Genomic DNA, 16,721 nt, shown 5'->3' with positions numbered 1-16,721 from the left:
ACGGCGCAGTGCCTTAGCCAGCATCAAAAGCAAAAACCCGAGCTTGGCCGATTTGACGAGCTTTAGCCCGGCTACGGACAAATCGCTCCCACGCTAGATAAGCATGACGAATGCTAAGATACATAAATCCCTTTATGCCCTGGGTGCGGAGGGAGAGAGTTTTCTATGATGTTTATCAAGTCCCTTAAATGGGATGAGGGCGGGAGGATAATATGGGACGACTGGTTTTTATGCTGTGGCTACTGCTTGGGCTGGCGCCGTTGCCAACGGCAAGGGCGTTGGACATGCAAGACGTTCCGGAACCGTTAAAGCCCTGGGTCAACTGGGTTTTGGCGGATGAAACTCAGTATCGTTGCCCGTTTTTCTTCGACGATTTTCAACAAAAACACTGCGCTTGGCCGGGCGCCCTGCACCTTAATTTACAAGCTAAGCACGGCAGCTTCGTTGCCGAATGGACCATATATCGCCAGGATTGGATTAGCTTGCCGGGCGACACGCAACATTGGCCGCAGGCGGTCACCATCAACAAACAAACCCAGCCGGTCGTGGAAAAAGACGGTAAGCCGGCCCTGCACTTACCGGCCGGCCGCTACCAGATCAGCGGCGAATTTTTCTGGGAAAGTTTGCCGGAGCAACTGGCCTTACCCGAAGCCAGCGGCTTGATTCAGCTCAGCGTCAACGATAAGCCGGTGGCTTATCCACCCATCAAACAAGGTGCCTTGTGGCTCAATACCGAGAACGCCGACACTGTCGACCGGGAGCAGGATAGGCTGGACCTGCAAGTATTCCGGCAAGTGCAGGACGAGGTGCCGCTGCAAGTCATTACACGTCTGGATTTGGAAGTCTCCGGCAAGGCGCGCGAGATCGAGTTTCCTTATGCTTTACTGCCTAACTTTATCCCGGTGGCTTTGAATAGCCCGCTGCCGGCTCGTCTGGACGGTAACGGGCGGCTCTTGGTGCAAGTACGGCCGGGACGCTGGAGTATCGACATTCATGCCCGCCATCCGCAAGCCTTGACGCATCTGGATTTGGCCGTAACAGACCCGAACTGGCCGGCGGACGAGTTGTGGGCTTTCCAGGCCATGCCCGCTTTGCGTTTGGTCGAGATCGAGAATTTGACCGCGATAGACGGCAGCCAAACCAATCTGCCCGCCGAATGGCAGCATTTACCTACCTATCAGCTCCAGCAAGGCGAGAGCATGAAGTTTAAGGTCGTGCGCCGCGGCGACCCGGAGCCCGAGCCGAATCAACTCAAGCTGCAGCGCACGCTGTGGCTGGATTTCGAGGGCGGCGGCTACACGGTCAGCGATAACATCACCGGTAGCATGAGCCGCGACTGGCGCTTGAACGCCTTGCCTGCGCTGGGCTTGGGACAAGTACAACTGGATGGTCAGAGCCAATTGATTACACAACTGGCGGACGGCAGCCAGGGCGTGGAAGTGCGGCGCGGTGCCATCCACCTGAATGCCGACAGCCGGATCGAAGCCGATTTGGGTAGCTTAAGTGCCAGCGGCTGGCAACAGCGTTTTCAACAGGTGCAGGCCGAACTAAATATCCCGCCGGGCTGGCGTCTGCTGGCGATCAGCGGTGTGGATAATGTGCCGAATAGCTGGTTAAACCGCTGGACTTTGCTGGACTTGTTTTTGGTCTTGATTGCCGCATTAGCCGTGGGCCGACTCTGGTCGCCGCAATGGGGCGGGTTTGCCTTGCTCAGTTTGGCGCTGATTTGGCATGAGACCGATGCGCCGCGCTTGATTTGGCTGAATGTGCTGGCGGTGTTGGCGTTGCTGCGGGTATTGCCGGTAGCTAGCGTTTGGCAATGGTTGAGATGGTATCGCAACGCCAGCTGGCTGGCGCTGTTGATGCTGACGATTCCATTCATGATAGCGCAGATTCGTATCGGCATTTACCCACAGCTGGAACTGCCCGGACAGTCCATTCAACGTTTGCATTCGATGGTGAGTGCTGCCGCACCGATGGCGATGCAAGTAGAACAGATGGCGGATTCGGCGATGGAGCCGGAAATAAGTGAACTTGCTAAAACGGAGCCCGAGTATTCAGCTAAACCCAAGATGTCGAGAGCTTATGGAGGCAGCGCTGCCAGTTTGCAGCGCATCGATCCGGACGCCAATCTGCAAACCGGTCCCGGTTTGCCGCACTGGGGCTGGCAGCGCGTGGAGTTAAGCTGGAATGGCGCGGTCGATAGTGGTCAGCAAATCCGGCTGTGGTATTTGTCGCCATTTATGCTGATGTTGCTGCATTTTGCCCAGGCCCTGTTGGTGGCGGTGTTGGTGTTGAAAATGCTGGGAGCCATCGCCGCCAACTGGCGCTTGTCCTTGCCGAGTTTCACTTGCCTGTTGCTGTTGCCGCTGTTGATGGCGCCAAACGAAAAGGCCTATGCCGATCTGCCCGACGCGCCAATGCTGGAGCAATTGAAAACCCGCTTGCTACAAGCGCCGCAATGCCTACCCATTTGCGCGCAGATTGCCGACATGCAATTACTGGTCAAGCCGGAAGTGCTGCGTATCGAACTGCAATTGCACGCCCAGCAAGATTTGGCGGTACCTTTGCCAGCCCAGCTTGAGCAATGGTTTCCGGAGCAGGTCAGCGTCGACGGCGGCGAGGCGCAAGCTTTGATCAGACAGGAGGACGGCAGCTTGTGGTTAGCCGTGTCGTCAGGCGTACACAAAGTGACGATGCAAGGCCGCTATACCGCGCAGGATAAATTTAGTTTGCCGCTGCCATTGCCGCCGCAACATGCCGGCGTCACTGCCGACGGCTGGCGGGTGGATGGTTTATACGAAGACGGCAAGGTGGGTCCACAACTGGAGTTCAGCAGGCTGCAACTCGATAGCGGGCTGAAAAATAAATTACAGCAAACCGCCTTGCCGGCATTCGTGCGAGTGGAAAGAACTCTGCATTTGGGCTTGGACTGGCGGGTGACCACCCGCGTCGAGCAATTGGCCGGCGCACTCAGCCCGGTGTTACTGGAGCTACCGTTGTTGCCGGGCGAAGCGGTTACCAGTCCGCAGGTGCGGGTGAAGGACGGCAAAGTCTTGGTGAACATGGCTGCGGGTCAAGCTACTTTGGAATGGGAGTCTGCACTGGCGAAAACCGAGCAATTGGCATTGCAAGCCGCCGATACGCCGCAATGGACCGAGGTGTGGCGCGCCGATGTCAGCCCGATCTGGCATTTACAAGCCGATGGCATTGCGGTGGTGCATCACCAGGACGGGCAGGGCCAGTGGCTACCGGAATGGCGGCCCTGGCCTGGCGAAAAGGTCAATCTGACTATCAGCCGACCGCAAGCAGTGGCCGGCTCAACCTTGACTATCGATAGAAGCGAATTGGCGGTCAAGCCTGGGCAACGCAGCGAAACAGTCGAACTGATTTTGAGCATCCGCAGCTCCAAAGGCGGACAACACCCCGTAAAGCTGCCGGAACTGGCGGAGCTGCAAAGCGTGACGATAGACGGCGTCAGTCAACCGATTCGCCAGCAAGGCGCGACGGTCGGCTTGCCGATACATCCCGGCACCCAGCAAATCGTGCTCAATTGGCAAGCGGCTAAAGAACCGGGGGTGCTGTTGCACACGCCGCTGGTCGATCTTGGTGTTGCCAGCGTCAACAGCCGTATTCAATTGCTGATGCCGCAACAGCGTTGGTTGCTGTGGACCTTCGGCCCAAAATTTGGTCCGGCCGTGTTGATTTGGGGCTTGCTGATCGTACTGGCCTTATTGGCATTCGGCTTGGGTAAGCTGAGCATCACGCCGTTGCGGCATTGGCAGTGGTTTTTATTGTTGATCGGCCTGAGCCAACTGCATATTGCTGCCGCATTTTTAGTGGTGGGCTGGCTGTTTGCGTTGGGATTCCGCGCCCATCATGCGCCGGAACGGCCGCGCTGGTTCAATCTGGCGCAAATCGGCTTGGCCGGTTTGACGCTATTTTCATTATTGTTAATAGCGATTGCCGTCGAACAAGGTTTGTTGGGAAATCCGGATATGCAAATTGCCGGAAATCAATCCTCTGCAACTTTGCTGAACTGGTATCAGGATCGCAATGGCCCGCAGCTAGCCGTTGCCACAGTAGTAAGCCTGCCTTTGCTGGCCTACCGGATTCTGATGTTGGCTTGGTCTTTGTGGATGGCCGTAGCGTTGTTGAATTGGCTGCGCTGGGGCTGGAACTGTTTTGCCGGCGGTGGGCTTTGGAAAAAATCGCAGCCTCAAGTGGGCCTGCCGAAATCAGACGATTGACATAGCAAATGCCCCCGGCTGAACCGGGGGCTTTATCACGTGCAATGACCGTCTAGGCTTTCTCTAACCGGCTACTCACCGAACGCTTCAACTCAATGCTTTCGCCGGGCCTTTTACAAACTCCATGGACGATACTTTGCAATAATACCGCGTCACCAAGCTTCTAAAACGACCACTTTCCAGACCCGATTCTCCGCCGGCCGCAAACTTACCCAGGCTGCGATTTGCCTTGACGGCGCGGATTGACCGGCTGACTGGTTTTGGTAATAGCCCACTCCGGCGTCTTGATCGGCGATTTCAGCCGCGAGCTGGCGCAATTCCGGTATCTGATTAAAGCGTTCCTCACGGAACAAATTAAGGCCAATCTCCTGAGGATCGCTATCGTAAAGCAGCAGGCCGTCATCTTGCACGACCCACACGGTGCGTTTTTGGGGCTGAGTATTCTCGGCCAGCAAGCCACCGAGAAAATCGACCGGCTTGATGCGCATGGAAATAAAGCCCAGGATGGTTTTACCTTGTTTGATCGGCACCACTAACGTGACGGCGGGAAAGCCTTCCGGGGCTTGATAAATCCGGCTCAGAATCGGCACGCCCCGTTCCAAAGTCATTCGGTTGTGCTCAAGTTGCGAGGTATCCGCGCCCAGCGCTTGGCGATATTTGCCCGGAGCCACCGCAACGATGGTGCCGGGCGCACGGGTCGTGGCAAAACTTTCACCGCGCGGATAATGTTGCAGCAAGCTCTCCAGTAAGCCGCTGGATGCGGCTAAATCGGCGTTGCGGTGTAAGGACTCTGCAGTTTGCTGCATGCCCATGCGTATTTCATTGATATTACCAAGTATGCTGGCCGCCATTTGGTTGGCAGCCGTCAGGTTCTGGTTGGAAATACGGGTGACATCGGCCAGCGCACGCTCCACCTGCTGCTTTTCCTGCTTGACGATTTCGCCTTCAGCCACCACCAAATTTCGCGCTTTATGCGCCTCCACGCCAAATTTGAAGGCCAGCCCGGCGCCGATCAAAATCGCCAGCAATACTGCCAGGCTAGCCGCCAGCACGACTTTGTTACGGGCGATGAAGCGTCGGAGCAGTTCGCCCCGCGAATAGGCATAGGCACTCACCAAGCGGCCGTCGCGATAGGCCCGCAACTCGTCGGCTAACGCAGCCGCATTCGGAAACCGTAGGGATTTATCCTTGGACAACGCCTTATCGCAGATGGCGATCAATTCCGGCGGCATTGGCAGTTTCGGATCGCGCGCCGTGGGCATAGGAGCCAGCGAACTGAGTTGCGCCAATATCTCATCGGCACTGCCGCGCAGCGGCGGATGGCCGGCCAGCAGATAATAGAGAATGCAACCGAGGGCAAATACGTCGGAGCGGGTATCTACCGCGCCGAAATCAGGATTGGCTTGTTCAGGCGCCATATAGGCCGGGGTGCCGAGAATGTCGCCGATCCGGGTCAGATCCGCATCGTCGGCTACCTGTTTTGGTACGGCAGATATTGGTGGCGCCAGATCGGCTTCGTTTTCCACCTTGGCCAAACCCCAATCCAGCACAATCGTTTCACCGAACGGGCCCAGTACGATATTGCCGGGTTTGATGTCACGGTGAATCACGCCTTTGGAGTGGGCATAAGCCACCGCTTCGCAAACGTCGATTAATCTGTCCAACAAGCTCAGGCGCCGCGACAGGGCATGCTCGGCCAGCACCTCGTCATTACAGGCTTTTAGGGCTTTGGCCAGCGTATCGCCACGCACCAAGCGCATCACATAATAGGGCGCTCCGCTTTGCTTCGTCCCCAGATCGTAAACCGGCACTATCCCCGGATGTTCCAGGCGGCCGGTGATGCGGGCTTCGCGCAGAAAACGTGCGCTCAGCTCGACATCATCATTCGCAGCCTGATCCAGTAATTCTTTAATTGCCACTTCGCGGCCGATGCGCTCGTCAAAACCCAGCAACACCTGACCGCCACCACCCACCCCCACTGCGCCGCGCAAGGAATAATCATCGTTGAATTTACCGTCCTGCCCAGGGCTGTCGTTCAACACCTGTGGGTAGGGGCGAGGCTTGATCCGGGTCAGATCGTCGTCTTTGGGTTTAATGAGGGTGGCGTCGTCTTCCGGGAGCATCATCTCAGACAGCTTGGCCGTATTGTATGTCAGTGCAGAAAAATCAAGACTTCGGCGCGGGCTTGCGGTCGGCGTGCCCCAGGTCGCGCTCCGGGGCAATGTAGTCGTGCACCAATTGCTTTAACTCGGTAATCTCCGGAAAGCGGCCTTGCTGCTTGCGGGACCAAACTAATTCGCCGTTGGCGCGCACCTCGAAAATGCCGCCGGTGTCGGGCTGCAGCACCAGTTCGTCCAGTTCCTGTTCAAAAGTGCTTAACAATTCCTGAGCCATCCAGGCCGCGCGCAGTAGCCAGCGGCATTGCGTGCAATAGCGGATTTCGACGCGATTCATCGCTTACAACTCGTCCCGCAGGCGTTTGTATATGCCGCCGAAACTGCCGTTACTCATCAGCAACACATGACATACGCCGCCGGTTTCGGCTTTGATGGTGGAAATGATGGTTTCCAGGTCATTGCAAATCTCGATGTTGCCGGCGTATTTCAGCAGTTGGCTTAAGTCCCAGCCCAGATTGTCGGGCTGATAAACGATGGCCCGGTCGGCCTGGCCCAATGATTCGGCCAACGATTGCGTATGCACGCCCAATCGCATGGTGTTGGAACGCGGTTCGACGATGGCCAGGATTTTTTCGTTACCGACTTGTTGGCGCAAGCCGTCCAGCGTGGTTTTTATCGCGGTGGGATGGTGAGCAAAGTCGTCGTAAACGGTAACGCCGGCGCTTTTGACGATGACTTCCATGCGCCGTTTCACGTTTTGAAACTGCTGCAAAGCCGCTATCGCATCTTTTGCCAGAATGCCAATATGCCGGGCGGCGGCGACGGCAGACAGGGCGTTGTAAACGCTATGACGGCCGGTTAAAGTCCACTCGACTACTCCTTGTTCTTCACCGGCAAAACTGACGCTGAAGCTACTGCCGCCAGCTTTTAACAAGTGCGCCTGCCAATCACCTTCATCGTCGATGGCGGTTTTCACGACCGGCGTCCAACAGCCTGTTTCCAGCACCTCGGTGACGTGTTGTTCGCAAGCCGGTGCGATGATCAGACCTTCGCTGGGTATGGTGCGCACCAGATGGTGAAACTGTTTTTTAATGGCGTCCAGGTTTTCGAAGATGTCGGCGTGATCGTATTCCAGGTTGTTCAAGATCGCGGTGCGAGGGCGGTAATGGACGAATTTGGAGCGTTTATCGAAAAAGGCGCAGTCGTATTCGTCGGCTTCGATGACAAAAAAATCCGACTCGCCCAAGCGCGCGGAAATGCCGAAATTCAGCGGGATGCCGCCGATCAGAAAGCCCGGTTTGAAACCGTTATATTCCAAGACCCAAGCCAACATGCTGCTGGTGGTGGTCTTGCCGTGAGTCCCGGCCACAGCCAGTACCCATTTATGCTGCAACACATGCTCGGCCAACCATTGCGGGCCGGAGATATACGGCAAGCCTAAGTTCAATACCGCTTCCACTTCCGGATTGCCGCGCGACATCGCATTACCCACCACGACCAAATCGGGTTTGCAGTCCAGGTTTTCGGCTTTGTAGCCGTTCATCAACCGGATGCCTTGCTCTTCCAACTGCGTGCTCATCGGTGGATAGACGTTCTGGTCCGAGCCGCTGACGGTGTAGCCCAATTCGCGGGCGATTAAGGCCAAGCCGCCCATGAAGGTGCCGCAAATGCCGAGGATGTGAATGTGTAATGGCTTTTGTAATTCTGTCATTCTGATAATTTTAGCGGTGTTAATTAGATGCAAATCCGGAAATTCGGTCGGCAGCGAATTGGATCATTTTTTCGGTTCTTCCGGCTTTTTTTCTTCCTCAGGCTTGGGTTCGCCTTCGATCTTTTCTTCGACTTTGGCTTCCGATCCCTTGGCACCGGCCGCTTCTAACAGCTTTACGATGTTTTCACGACCAAGCTTTTTAGCCTTATCGAGTATTTTCACACTCTGGCTATCGGTGGCATTGACGTTGGCGCCGGCGGCGATTAACACGCCAACAATCTCGGCACTGCCGAACATTACCGCATCCGTTAGCGCGGTGGAGCCGAGTTTATCGGCCAAATTAACGTCGGCACCATAAGCCAGCAGCGCCTTGACAATCCTTAAATTGCCGTTAAAACTGGCTGCCATCAGCGCGGTACGGTCGGTCTCCAGTTTGCCATTGACGTCCAAGCCTTGCGCCAATAGCGCCTCGACGCGGTCCAACTTCCCAGTGGCCGCGGCGGCAAATAAATCTTTAGTATCTTCGGCAAGCGCCTGCAAGGACCAGACGATTAGCCCGGCGCTCAGAATTCTGCGGATATTCATCGGATTGCTTGCTTGCGTTTGGGTATGAGTTGGGTTGAAATAAGGCAAATACTGATTTACATCATCTATCAATGAGCGAAAAAAACAAAGTTTTAGTTGAAGCCCAACCCTACTACATAGAGGCCCAATCGTCCCCCGAACAGAACCGCTATGTGTTCGCCTATACCATCACCATCACCAACGTCGGCTCGACACCGGCAAAATTGCTGACCAGGCACTGGCTGATCACTGATGCCAACGGAAAGGTGCAGGAAGTCAACGGCGAGGGCGTGGTGGGAGAAAACCCGCATCTTAGCCCCGGCGACTCGTTCCGCTATACTAGCGCGGCGATGATAGAAACTCCGGTCGGGGTGATGCAGGGCAAATATCAGATGCAGTCGGACGCCGGCGAAAATTTTAACGCAGCCATTCCCAAATTCACTTTATCGATACCTAGAACCCTGCACTAATGGCGATTTATGCAATTGGTGACATTCAGGGCTGCTACGACGAGTTCCGTCGCTTACTGGACCATATAAGCTTCGATCCGAATCAGGATCAACTCTGGTTGGCCGGCGATTTGGTTAATCGTGGCCCAAAATCATTGGAAACGCTGCGCTTTGTGAAAGGCTTGGGGTCTGCTGCCGTTACAGTGCTGGGCAATCACGATCTGCATTTGATTGCAACCGTAGTATCACTGGGCAAGGCCGGCAAAAAAGACACGCTGAGCGACGTTTTAAGGGCCGAGGATTGCGAAGAGCTGATAACGTGGCTACGCCATCAAAAGCTATTCCATCACAACGACGATTTTTGCATGCTGCACGCAGGCCTGCCGCCGCAGTGGGATTTTGAAACCACGGTGCGCATGGCACGTGAAACCGAGCAAGCCATGCAAAGCCCGGATCACGAACGCTTTTTCCGCTCCATGTACGGTAACAAGCCCGTGGTCTGGCGCGACGATTTATTGAAAACCGAAAAGCTGCGCTTTGCAATCAATTGTTTCAGCCGGCTGCGCTATTGCACCCTGGACGGCGTGATGGATTTCGGACCAAAAGGCGCGCCCGGCAGCCAGCCCGAGCACTTGATGCCCTGGTTTGAAGTGCCGGGCCGCAAAAGTATCGATATGCGCATCATCTTCGGCCATTGGTCCACGCTGGGCTATTTCGCCGGCTATAACTGTTACTCAATAGACACCGGCTGCTTGTGGGGCGGACAATTGACGGCGCTGGAACTGTCCGAACAACCCAGACGCTTCAGCATCGACTGCGCGGCCTCGCATAATCCCAAGGCTTTTTCAGATTAGTGAACTTTTGCCGACGCTCCGACATCAATTTGCTCGCACATCAAGCACCACACCAACTTAACTCGAGATTAGACCATGCGAAAAAACCTGTTCCTTGCCGTCATCCTGGCCTTGCCGTTAACCGCCTTCGCTTACCCTAGTGAAAACGACTATGGCCAACCGGTGGATCACAAGCTAGAAAGCTTGAACAAACTGCTGCAACTCAGCCCGGAGCAAAAAACCAAACTGGAAGCGATTTTTAAAGAGCAGCACGAAAAATTCCGCGCCATCCACGAAGAGTCGCACAGCCGGATGAAAGAGGTGTTAAGCCCTGAACAAATGCAGAAAATGGACGATTTGCGTAAACAGCACCAGGAACAGATGCGCGAGCAAGCATCTCGTAAACCGGCCCCATAAACCAAACGGCCTCAGCAGTCGCTGTGACTGCTGAGGCCGTTGTTTGAGCCCGCGTATTTTTTAAGAGAAATTTCGGCCGTAAAAAATCTCGGCCATTTCTTCCTGCAGCATGCCTTGGATTTCTTCCTGATCCTCGTCGCTGAAATTACTTTCTTTCTCGAACAAGTAATTTTCCAGTTCGGTTTCTTTCAACATCATCTTGGTGTGGAAGATATTTTCCTGATACACGTTGACGTCGATCATCTGGTACAGCTCTTTGGTGCTTTCCGCGATGTAATTCTGGATGGAATTGATTTTATGATCGATGTAATGTTTTTGCCCGGATACGTCGCGGGTAAAGCCGCGCACCCGGTAGTCCATGATGACGATGTCGGACTCGAAACTGTGAATCAGATAATTCAAGGCTTTCAGCGGTGAAATTTGCCCACAGGTTGACACGTCGATGTCGGCCCGGAACGTACAAATATCGGTATCCGGATGGCTTTCCGGATAAGTGTGTACGGTGATATGGCTTTTATCCAAATGCGCCAGAACCGTTTCCGGCAACGGACCGGGTGACTCGGAATTCATGCCGGCCGGAATCACTGCACCTTCGGAAATCAGCATCGTCACACTGGCACCTTGCGGATCGTAATCCTGATGGGCGATATTCAAAATTTGCGCGCCGATTATATTGGCTACGTCTTTTAAAATCTGCGTCAACCGCTTGGCGTTATACGCTTCGTCGATATATTCGATGTAGGCTTTTTCCTGCTCTTTGGGTGCATAGCAAACGTCGTAAATATTAAAACTCAACGATTTGGTCAGGTTATTAAACCCGTGTAACTGTAATTTGCTCAACCGATCAACCCTCTATAACTTCAAAATCATGACTTATTTCCACGCCCGCTTTGCCCAACATAATGGAAGCCGAGCAATATTTTTCGGCGGATAACTTCACCGCCCGTTCCACTGCGGCAACCGGCAGATTTTTACCCGTAACCTTGAAGTGCAAATGAATTTTGCTGAATACGGCCGGCACTGTGTCCACCCGTTCCGCAGTCAGCTCAGCAGTGCAATGTACAATCTCGTGGCGGCCTTTTTGCAGAATATCCACGACGTCGAACGACGAACAGCCGCCCACGCCCAACAACAGCATCTCCATGGGGCGCACCCCGAGGTTGCGGCCGCCGTGATCCGGCGGACCGTCCATCACTACCGTGTGCCCGCTGCCGGACTCGCCGACGAATAATCTGCCGTCGACCCATTTAATCGTTGCCTGCATGCTAAACCCCAACCAAATTCAAAATTGTCGCGAATTTTACAACGAACCCGTCAAATGTCTTGATTTTTTTGTAAAACTACTGCACCTTGATAGGGTAACCAATCTAGTTCACAGAATTATTACAAATTATGAGCTTTGTTAAACAAAACAAGATTTCACCCTCTGCCCTGGACGCCTTTTTACGCTTCTGCCATGTTAGGAGCTATCCAGCCAAAATCACCATTGTCCGCCCTGGCGATATAGGAGACAAACTGTTGTTTGTGGTCGATGGCTCGGTCAGCGTCAGCGTCGAAGACGAGGAAGGCCGCGAGTTGATTTTGGCGTATTTGAACAAACACGATTTCGTCGGTGAGATCGGGGTGTTCAAAAACGCCGAGACGCGTAGCGTATTGGTGAAAACCCGCACCAAATGCCAGATGGCGGAAATCGGTTATGAACGCTTCAAAATGCTGTTAAACGCCGAGTTGCGCGATCAGGCGGTGGAGATTTTGACGGTACTCGGTGAACAGCTGTCCACGCGTTTGCTGATCACCAGCCGCAAATACCGCGACCTGGCGTTTATGGACGTGGAAGGCCGTATCGCCCGCACCCTGTTGGATCTGGCCAAAGAACCGGACGCGATTACCCATCCAGACGGCATGCAGTTACATATCACCCGCCAGGAAATCGGCCGCATCGTCGGTTGTTCCCGCGAGATGGCCGGACGCGTATTGAAAGAGCTGGAAGACAAGGGCCTGATCACCGCGCACGGTAAAACCATCGTGGTATTCGGCACGCGTTAACCCCGAGTGAAGGGCGAATTCATTCGCCCTTTGAGACACTACCAAAAAACGGCCTTACCAAGCTTTGCCGAGCACCATCGATATAGGTGAACACCACCGGCACCACCAGCAGACTCAACAAAGTAGAGCTGATCAAGCCGCCTATCACCGCCACCGCCATCGGCTGACGAAAACTGGCGTCGGCACCCCATCCCAACGCAATCGGCAACATGCCGGCAATCATGGCCACCGTGGTCATGACAATCGGCCTGGCGCGCTTATGGCAAGCATCCAACAACGCCTCGTGCCGACTTAAGTTGTGTTCGCGCATCGCTAACAACGCATATTCCACCAGGAGGATCGAATTTTTGGTGACGATGCCCATCAACATGATCAAGCCTATCATCGACGGAATATTCAACTCGCCGCCAGTCAGCAACAGTGCGACAAACGCACCGCCCATCGATAGCGGTATCGCCGACAGGATGGTCAAGGGTTGAAAAAAATCCTTGAATAGCAACACCAATACGCAAAACACACACAGCAATCCGGTCAGCATCGCCATACAAAAACTGCTGGCCAATTCGGCCATAATTTCCGCATCGCCGGTACGAATCAATTTAACGCTGGACGGCATATTGACCACTGCCGGCAAAGTTTTGGCGGCGGCCAGCGCATCACCCAGGGACATGCCGCCCAGTTCGGCATTGACCATGACATAGCGGCGGCGATCATACCGATCCACCTGCGCCGAACCGCTGGCTAAAGATAGCTCGGCCACACTGGACAGAGGTACCATCCTATCCCCCGCCCTCACTCGTAGATTGGCTAAGACCTGCAAATCCTGCCGCGCGGCATCGGCTATCCTTACTCGAATCGCGAGCTGGCGGTTATCCAGATTCAACTTGGCCAGCTGGGCATCAAAATCGCCGCTGGTGGCAATTCTGACCGTTTCTCCGATTAGCTCGGCCGTCACGCCCAGTTCGGCAGCGCGCTGCCAGTCCGGTCGAATGGCGATTTCCGGCCGCTCCAGGCTGGCCGTGGAGCTGATGCTGCTCAAACTACCCATATTACGCAAATCGCGCTCTAAGGCCTGCGCACTGGCCTTTAAAGCCGCCGCATTATCGCTGGACAGTATCAAAGACATCTTCTCGCCCGGACCACCGATGCCAATGGAAAAACGAGCACCGGGCACTTCGCGTAATACTGCCCGCACCGCCTGTTCAATCTGCGCTTGATGCGGCCGCTGTCCCCGCTCGCTCAAGGTTAAGGTCAGCGCCCCTTTGCGTTGTTCGCCCGGCCTGGTCACGCCGCCACCGACTATTTGACTACTGCCGACTGCGGTAAAAATGTGTTCAACACCTGCCAGCGGTTGCAGAACAGCTCTTGCGGCTTCAGCGACTCGACCGGCATCGTTTATCGAACTGCCCGGCGGCAATTCGAGTTGCACCGTGGTGTAGCCGCGATCAGCGGGCGGCACGAAACCCGCAGGAATCAAGGGCAGCAATAAGCACGCGCCGATAAAAAACAGCGTGGATAACAGCATCGTCGCCTGGCGATGGCGCAAGGTCCACTGCACGGCTTGCAGGTAAATGGGCATTAATCTGCCATCGACACTGGCCGGATGATGACCTTCGGTGAGCAAATAAGCTGCCAGCATCGGCGTCAGCAAGCGCGCCACCAGCAAGGACGCCAGCACCGCCACCACAGCGGTCCAACCGAACTGCCGAAAAAACAATCCCGATACCCCGCTCATCAGCGCGGTAGGCATGAACACCACCACCAGCGTCAAGGTAGTGGCGATGACCGCCAGTGCGATTTCGTCGACAGCTTCGGCGGCGGCCTGGCGGATGCTTTTGCCCATCCGCACGTGCCGGGCGATGTTTTCGATTTCCACAATCGCATCGTCCACCAAAATCCCAACCACGATGGCCAAGGCCAGCATGGTCAGCATGTTCATGGAAAACCCCAGCCAATGCATCACCGCGAATGTCGGCAGAATCGACAAAGGCAGGGCCGACGCCGATACCAAAGTTGCCCGCCAATCGCGCAAGAACCACCACACCACCAAGACCGCCAACAGCGCGCCTTCGTAGAGCATCATCATCGAGCCTTCATATTGCTCTTGCGAATAGGCCACCGAACCGGAAATCAAGGTAAAACTCAAGGCGGGATCGGCTTCCCGCATCCGCGCTAAGGCCTGCTCCACATCACTGGCGATACGGGTTTCATCAAAACCCTTGGCCCTGTAGATGTTGAATCCGATCAACGGCTTGCCGTCCAACGCAGCCAATTGCGTGCGCTCAGCGACGGTATCGCGGACCGTGGCGATTTGGTCCAAGCGCACCTCGCGGCCGTTGGCTATCGCCACCGGCAAGGCCGCCAGTTCGCTGGCCTGCCGCACCGTGGCCAGCGTGCGTAAGGATTGCTCCGCCAAGCCCACATTACCCCGACCGCCGGAAGACTCCTGCTGCGCCTGTTTCAAGGCTCGCGACACATCAGTCGCGGTGATACCCAGAGACGCCAACCGCACCGGATCGACTTCCAAGTGTATTTCCCGCTGCACACCGCCCAACCGCTCGAAGCGACCGACGCCGGCCACGCCCAACATGACCTTGCTGACGTTATCGTCCACCTGCCAGGACAAGGCCTCCTCGTCCAGTTTGGTCGAGGCGATCGCATAGGTCAAAATCGGCGCACCGCCCACTGTCACCGCACTAATACTGGGTTGCAGCACACTGCTAGGTAAATCCGAGCGCACCCGGTCCACGGCGTCCTTGGTTTCTATCAAGGCATCTGAAAGCTTTTTTTCTAGGATAAATTCGACATTGATTTGCACCAAGCCATCGGTAATCGAGGTGCGGATATGCTTCAGCCCGGACAGCGTGGCAATCGAATCCTCGACTTTGCGCGCCACTTCAGTTTCCAACTGTGCCGGCGCCGCGCCCGGTTGATTAAGTTTGACGATAACGCTGGGTAAATCCAGATCCGGCAAGCTCTGTATCGACAATTGCTGCAAGCCGCGCAGTCCAGCTAATGACAGTAAGATAAACAGTAAAATCGATGGAATGGGGTTGCGAATCGACCAAGAGGCAAAACTCATCAATCCACCCTCGCCGGCGCGATGTGTACGAGATCGCCATCGTTGAGAAAACCGGCGCCCTCTACCACCACCCGATCCGTTTCGTTCAAGCCTTGGACAATTTCGATTTCCACGCCCTGCCGCCGGCCGGTAGCGACTGACTGTAAACTAACCGGCGAGGTATCGGCATCGCTGTGCAGCTTCAACACATAACTGCGTCCGTCGCGGATCACCACGCCGGCGGCCGGCACCACTAGCGCCGGACGTTGACTTAACTCGATTCGGCCATTGGCATACATACCGGCCCGCGCCTGGCTACCGGGCAGGATATCGGCGTACATAACGCCCAACCGCGACTGCTCGTCCAAGGCTGGCGCCAGTTGCCGCACCTTGGCTTGGGCAACGCTGCCGTCCGGCAAACTGAGTTGAATCGCTTGCCCTGTCTGGATTTGCGCGATTTGCCCGGCAGTCAATTCACCGCGCCATTCCAAGCGATTTTGCCGAATTAACCGAAACAATTCCTGCCCGCTGCCGGCCACTGCGCCCAGGGTTGCCATTCGCGCGCTAATCGCGCCGTCGTCCGGCGCCCGCACCTCGGCATAGCTTAGTTGCAACTGCTTAGCTGCCAACTGGGCCTTGATGGCATCGACCTGGATGCGGGAGGTTTCCGCTTCGGTTTCGTAACGCAACAACTCCTGTTGACTTAGCGTCGCTGCGTTTTTCAGTTTTAACACCCGCTGTTTGTTGATTTCGGCTTGCGCGGCGGTGGCCCGTGCCTGTGCCAGATTGGCCTGCAATTGCGCCAGATCGGCGCGCAGCATATCAGCATCGAAACGGGCCAGTAGTTGACCGCGTTTTACCTGATCGCCGACATTGACATTGACTTCGATTAACCGTAATCCGACCTGCTGGGCGCCGATGACGGCTTCTTGCCAGGCCGCAATCGCCCCCGACGCTTCCAGGGTGGTCGGCCACTGACGCCATTGCGGCACTGCCCGTGTCACAGTCAGCGCCGGCACCGTTTTTCCCGGAGCGGCAGCGCCTGGACTTTCCCGGTTTAACAACCAAACTATAAAAAATACCGCACAGCATGCCAGTACGGTAAAAATCCCGATAAGCAACGAACCGCGTGCCAATCCACGCTGGGAATAAAAGGTATAAAAGCTTATAGGACGCGTTAGGTGTGTCATCATGACGAAAAATCTCGGCAAACATTACTCAGCTCCAAGTCTATACGACAATTTAAAACTGAACCATCGGGTCTAGAATAAGC

13 protein-coding genes are annotated in these 16,721 nt (G+C 55.3%); 5 read left to right on the top strand and 8 right to left on the bottom strand.

Annotated features, from left to right (window positions below; genetic code table 11):
• Window positions 1–212 precede the first annotated feature (212 nt).
• Window positions 213–4,250 (top strand): hypothetical protein, encoded by a 4,038-nt coding sequence (locus tag EBB_RS04585; protein ID WP_192392669.1) that lies wholly within the window; start codon window positions 213–215, stop codon window positions 4,248–4,250.
• A 152-nt stretch (window positions 4,251–4,402) separates the two neighbouring features.
• On the opposite strand, the gene EBB_RS04580 is transcribed toward EBB_RS04585, so the two are convergent.
• The 4 genes from EBB_RS04580 to EBB_RS04565 form a co-directional block, all read right to left on the bottom strand.
• Window positions 4,403–6,376 carry a serine/threonine protein kinase gene (locus EBB_RS04580; RefSeq protein WP_192392668.1) on the bottom strand — a complete coding sequence of 658 codons (1,974 nt, stop codon included), beginning with the start codon at window positions 6,374–6,376 and terminating at the stop codon, window positions 4,403–4,405.
• 40 nt (window positions 6,377–6,416) lie between these two features.
• Window positions 6,417–6,704, bottom strand: a complete 288-nt coding sequence (locus EBB_RS04575) for an Rdx family protein (RefSeq protein WP_192392667.1) — start codon at window positions 6,702–6,704, stop codon at window positions 6,417–6,419.
• Between the two features lie 3 nt (window positions 6,705–6,707).
• Window positions 6,708–8,078, bottom strand: a complete 1,371-nt coding sequence (mpl, locus tag EBB_RS04570) for a UDP-N-acetylmuramate:L-alanyl-gamma-D-glutamyl-meso-diaminopimelate ligase (RefSeq protein ID WP_192392666.1) — start codon at window positions 8,076–8,078, stop codon at window positions 6,708–6,710.
• Between the two features lie 63 nt (window positions 8,079–8,141).
• Window positions 8,142–8,663, bottom strand: a complete 522-nt coding sequence (locus EBB_RS04565; RefSeq protein WP_192392665.1) for an ankyrin repeat domain-containing protein — start codon at window positions 8,661–8,663, stop codon at window positions 8,142–8,144.
• Window positions 8,664–8,734: 71 nt separating this feature from the next.
• Between EBB_RS04565 and apaG the strand changes: the two genes are divergently transcribed.
• From apaG to EBB_RS04550, 3 genes are all read left to right on the top strand, one after another.
• Complete coding sequence (gene apaG / locus EBB_RS04560) at window positions 8,735–9,112, top strand: Co2+/Mg2+ efflux facilitator ApaG/CorD (protein WP_192392664.1); 378 nt, start codon at window positions 8,735–8,737, stop codon at window positions 9,110–9,112.
• Complete coding sequence (locus EBB_RS04555) at window positions 9,112–9,945, top strand: symmetrical bis(5'-nucleosyl)-tetraphosphatase (protein ID WP_192392663.1); 834 nt, start codon at window positions 9,112–9,114, stop codon at window positions 9,943–9,945. Before apaG ends, EBB_RS04555 begins: the two co-directional genes overlap by 1 nt.
• Before the next feature lie 75 nt (window positions 9,946–10,020).
• The gene (locus EBB_RS04550) at window positions 10,021–10,341 is read left to right on the top strand and encodes a periplasmic heavy metal sensor (protein ID WP_192392662.1); all 321 of its coding nucleotides are present in this window, start codon (window positions 10,021–10,023) and stop codon (window positions 10,339–10,341) included.
• A gap of 60 nt (window positions 10,342–10,401) precedes the next feature.
• Here EBB_RS04550 and speD read toward each other — a convergent pair whose 3' ends face one another.
• Both speD and EBB_RS04540 read right to left on the bottom strand, forming a co-directional pair.
• Window positions 10,402–11,181, bottom strand: a complete 780-nt coding sequence (speD, locus tag EBB_RS04545) for an adenosylmethionine decarboxylase (protein ID WP_033158233.1) — start codon at window positions 11,179–11,181, stop codon at window positions 10,402–10,404.
• 4 nt (window positions 11,182–11,185) lie between these two features.
• A complete protein-coding gene (locus EBB_RS04540) occupies window positions 11,186–11,605 on the bottom strand; it encodes an OsmC family protein (protein ID WP_033158234.1) in 420 nt (139 codons plus the stop codon).
• A gap of 128 nt (window positions 11,606–11,733) precedes the next feature.
• Between EBB_RS04540 and crp the strand changes: the two genes are divergently transcribed.
• On the top strand, window positions 11,734–12,387 hold the full coding sequence (gene crp, locus EBB_RS04535) for a cAMP-activated global transcriptional regulator CRP (RefSeq protein ID WP_033158235.1): 654 nt from the start codon (window positions 11,734–11,736) through the stop codon (window positions 12,385–12,387).
• Between the two features lie 19 nt (window positions 12,388–12,406).
• On the opposite strand, the gene EBB_RS04530 is transcribed toward crp, so the two are convergent.
• On the bottom strand, window positions 12,407–15,469 hold the full coding sequence (locus EBB_RS04530; protein WP_192392661.1) for an efflux RND transporter permease subunit: 3,063 nt from the start codon (window positions 15,467–15,469) through the stop codon (window positions 12,407–12,409).
• Window positions 15,469–16,641 carry an efflux RND transporter periplasmic adaptor subunit gene (locus tag EBB_RS04525; protein WP_225587238.1) on the bottom strand — a complete coding sequence of 391 codons (1,173 nt, stop codon included), beginning with the start codon at window positions 16,639–16,641 and terminating at the stop codon, window positions 15,469–15,471. Before EBB_RS04525 ends, EBB_RS04530 begins: the two co-directional genes overlap by 1 nt.
• Window positions 16,642–16,721 lie beyond the last annotated feature (80 nt).

The organism is Methylomonas fluvii (genome assembly GCF_014850975.1).
Classification (GTDB): Bacteria; Pseudomonadota; Gammaproteobacteria; order Methylococcales; family Methylomonadaceae; genus Methylomonas; species Methylomonas fluvii.
This window is presented reverse-complemented; position numbering and strand designations above follow the sequence as displayed.

Excerpts from the sequence above, each read along its gene's own strand:
- apaG (WP_192392664.1), top strand. The coding sequence starts at position 8,735 with ATGAGCGAAAAAAACAAAGTTTTAGTTGAAGCCCAACCCTACTACATA.
- crp (WP_033158235.1), top strand. The coding sequence starts at position 11,734 with ATGAGCTTTGTTAAACAAAACAAGATTTCACCCTCTGCCCTGGACGCC.
- EBB_RS04575 (WP_192392667.1), bottom strand. The coding sequence starts at position 6,704 with ATGAATCGCGTCGAAATCCGCTATTGCACGCAATGCCGCTGGCTACTG.
- EBB_RS04585 (WP_192392669.1), top strand. The coding sequence starts at position 213 with ATGGGACGACTGGTTTTTATGCTGTGGCTACTGCTTGGGCTGGCGCCG.
- EBB_RS04530 (WP_192392661.1), bottom strand. The coding sequence starts at position 15,469 with ATGAGTTTTGCCTCTTGGTCGATTCGCAACCCCATTCCATCGATTTTA.
- mpl (WP_192392666.1), bottom strand. The coding sequence starts at position 8,078 with ATGACAGAATTACAAAAGCCATTACACATTCACATCCTCGGCATTTGC.
- EBB_RS04580 (WP_192392668.1), bottom strand. The coding sequence starts at position 6,376 with ATGATGCTCCCGGAAGACGACGCCACCCTCATTAAACCCAAAGACGAC.
- EBB_RS04550 (WP_192392662.1), top strand. The coding sequence starts at position 10,021 with ATGCGAAAAAACCTGTTCCTTGCCGTCATCCTGGCCTTGCCGTTAACC.
- EBB_RS04540 (WP_033158234.1), bottom strand. The coding sequence starts at position 11,605 with ATGCAGGCAACGATTAAATGGGTCGACGGCAGATTATTCGTCGGCGAG.
- EBB_RS04555 (WP_192392663.1), top strand. The coding sequence starts at position 9,112 with ATGGCGATTTATGCAATTGGTGACATTCAGGGCTGCTACGACGAGTTC.
- EBB_RS04565 (WP_192392665.1), bottom strand. The coding sequence starts at position 8,663 with ATGAATATCCGCAGAATTCTGAGCGCCGGGCTAATCGTCTGGTCCTTG.
- EBB_RS04525 (WP_225587238.1), bottom strand. The coding sequence starts at position 16,641 with ATGATGACACACCTAACGCGTCCTATAAGCTTTTATACCTTTTATTCC.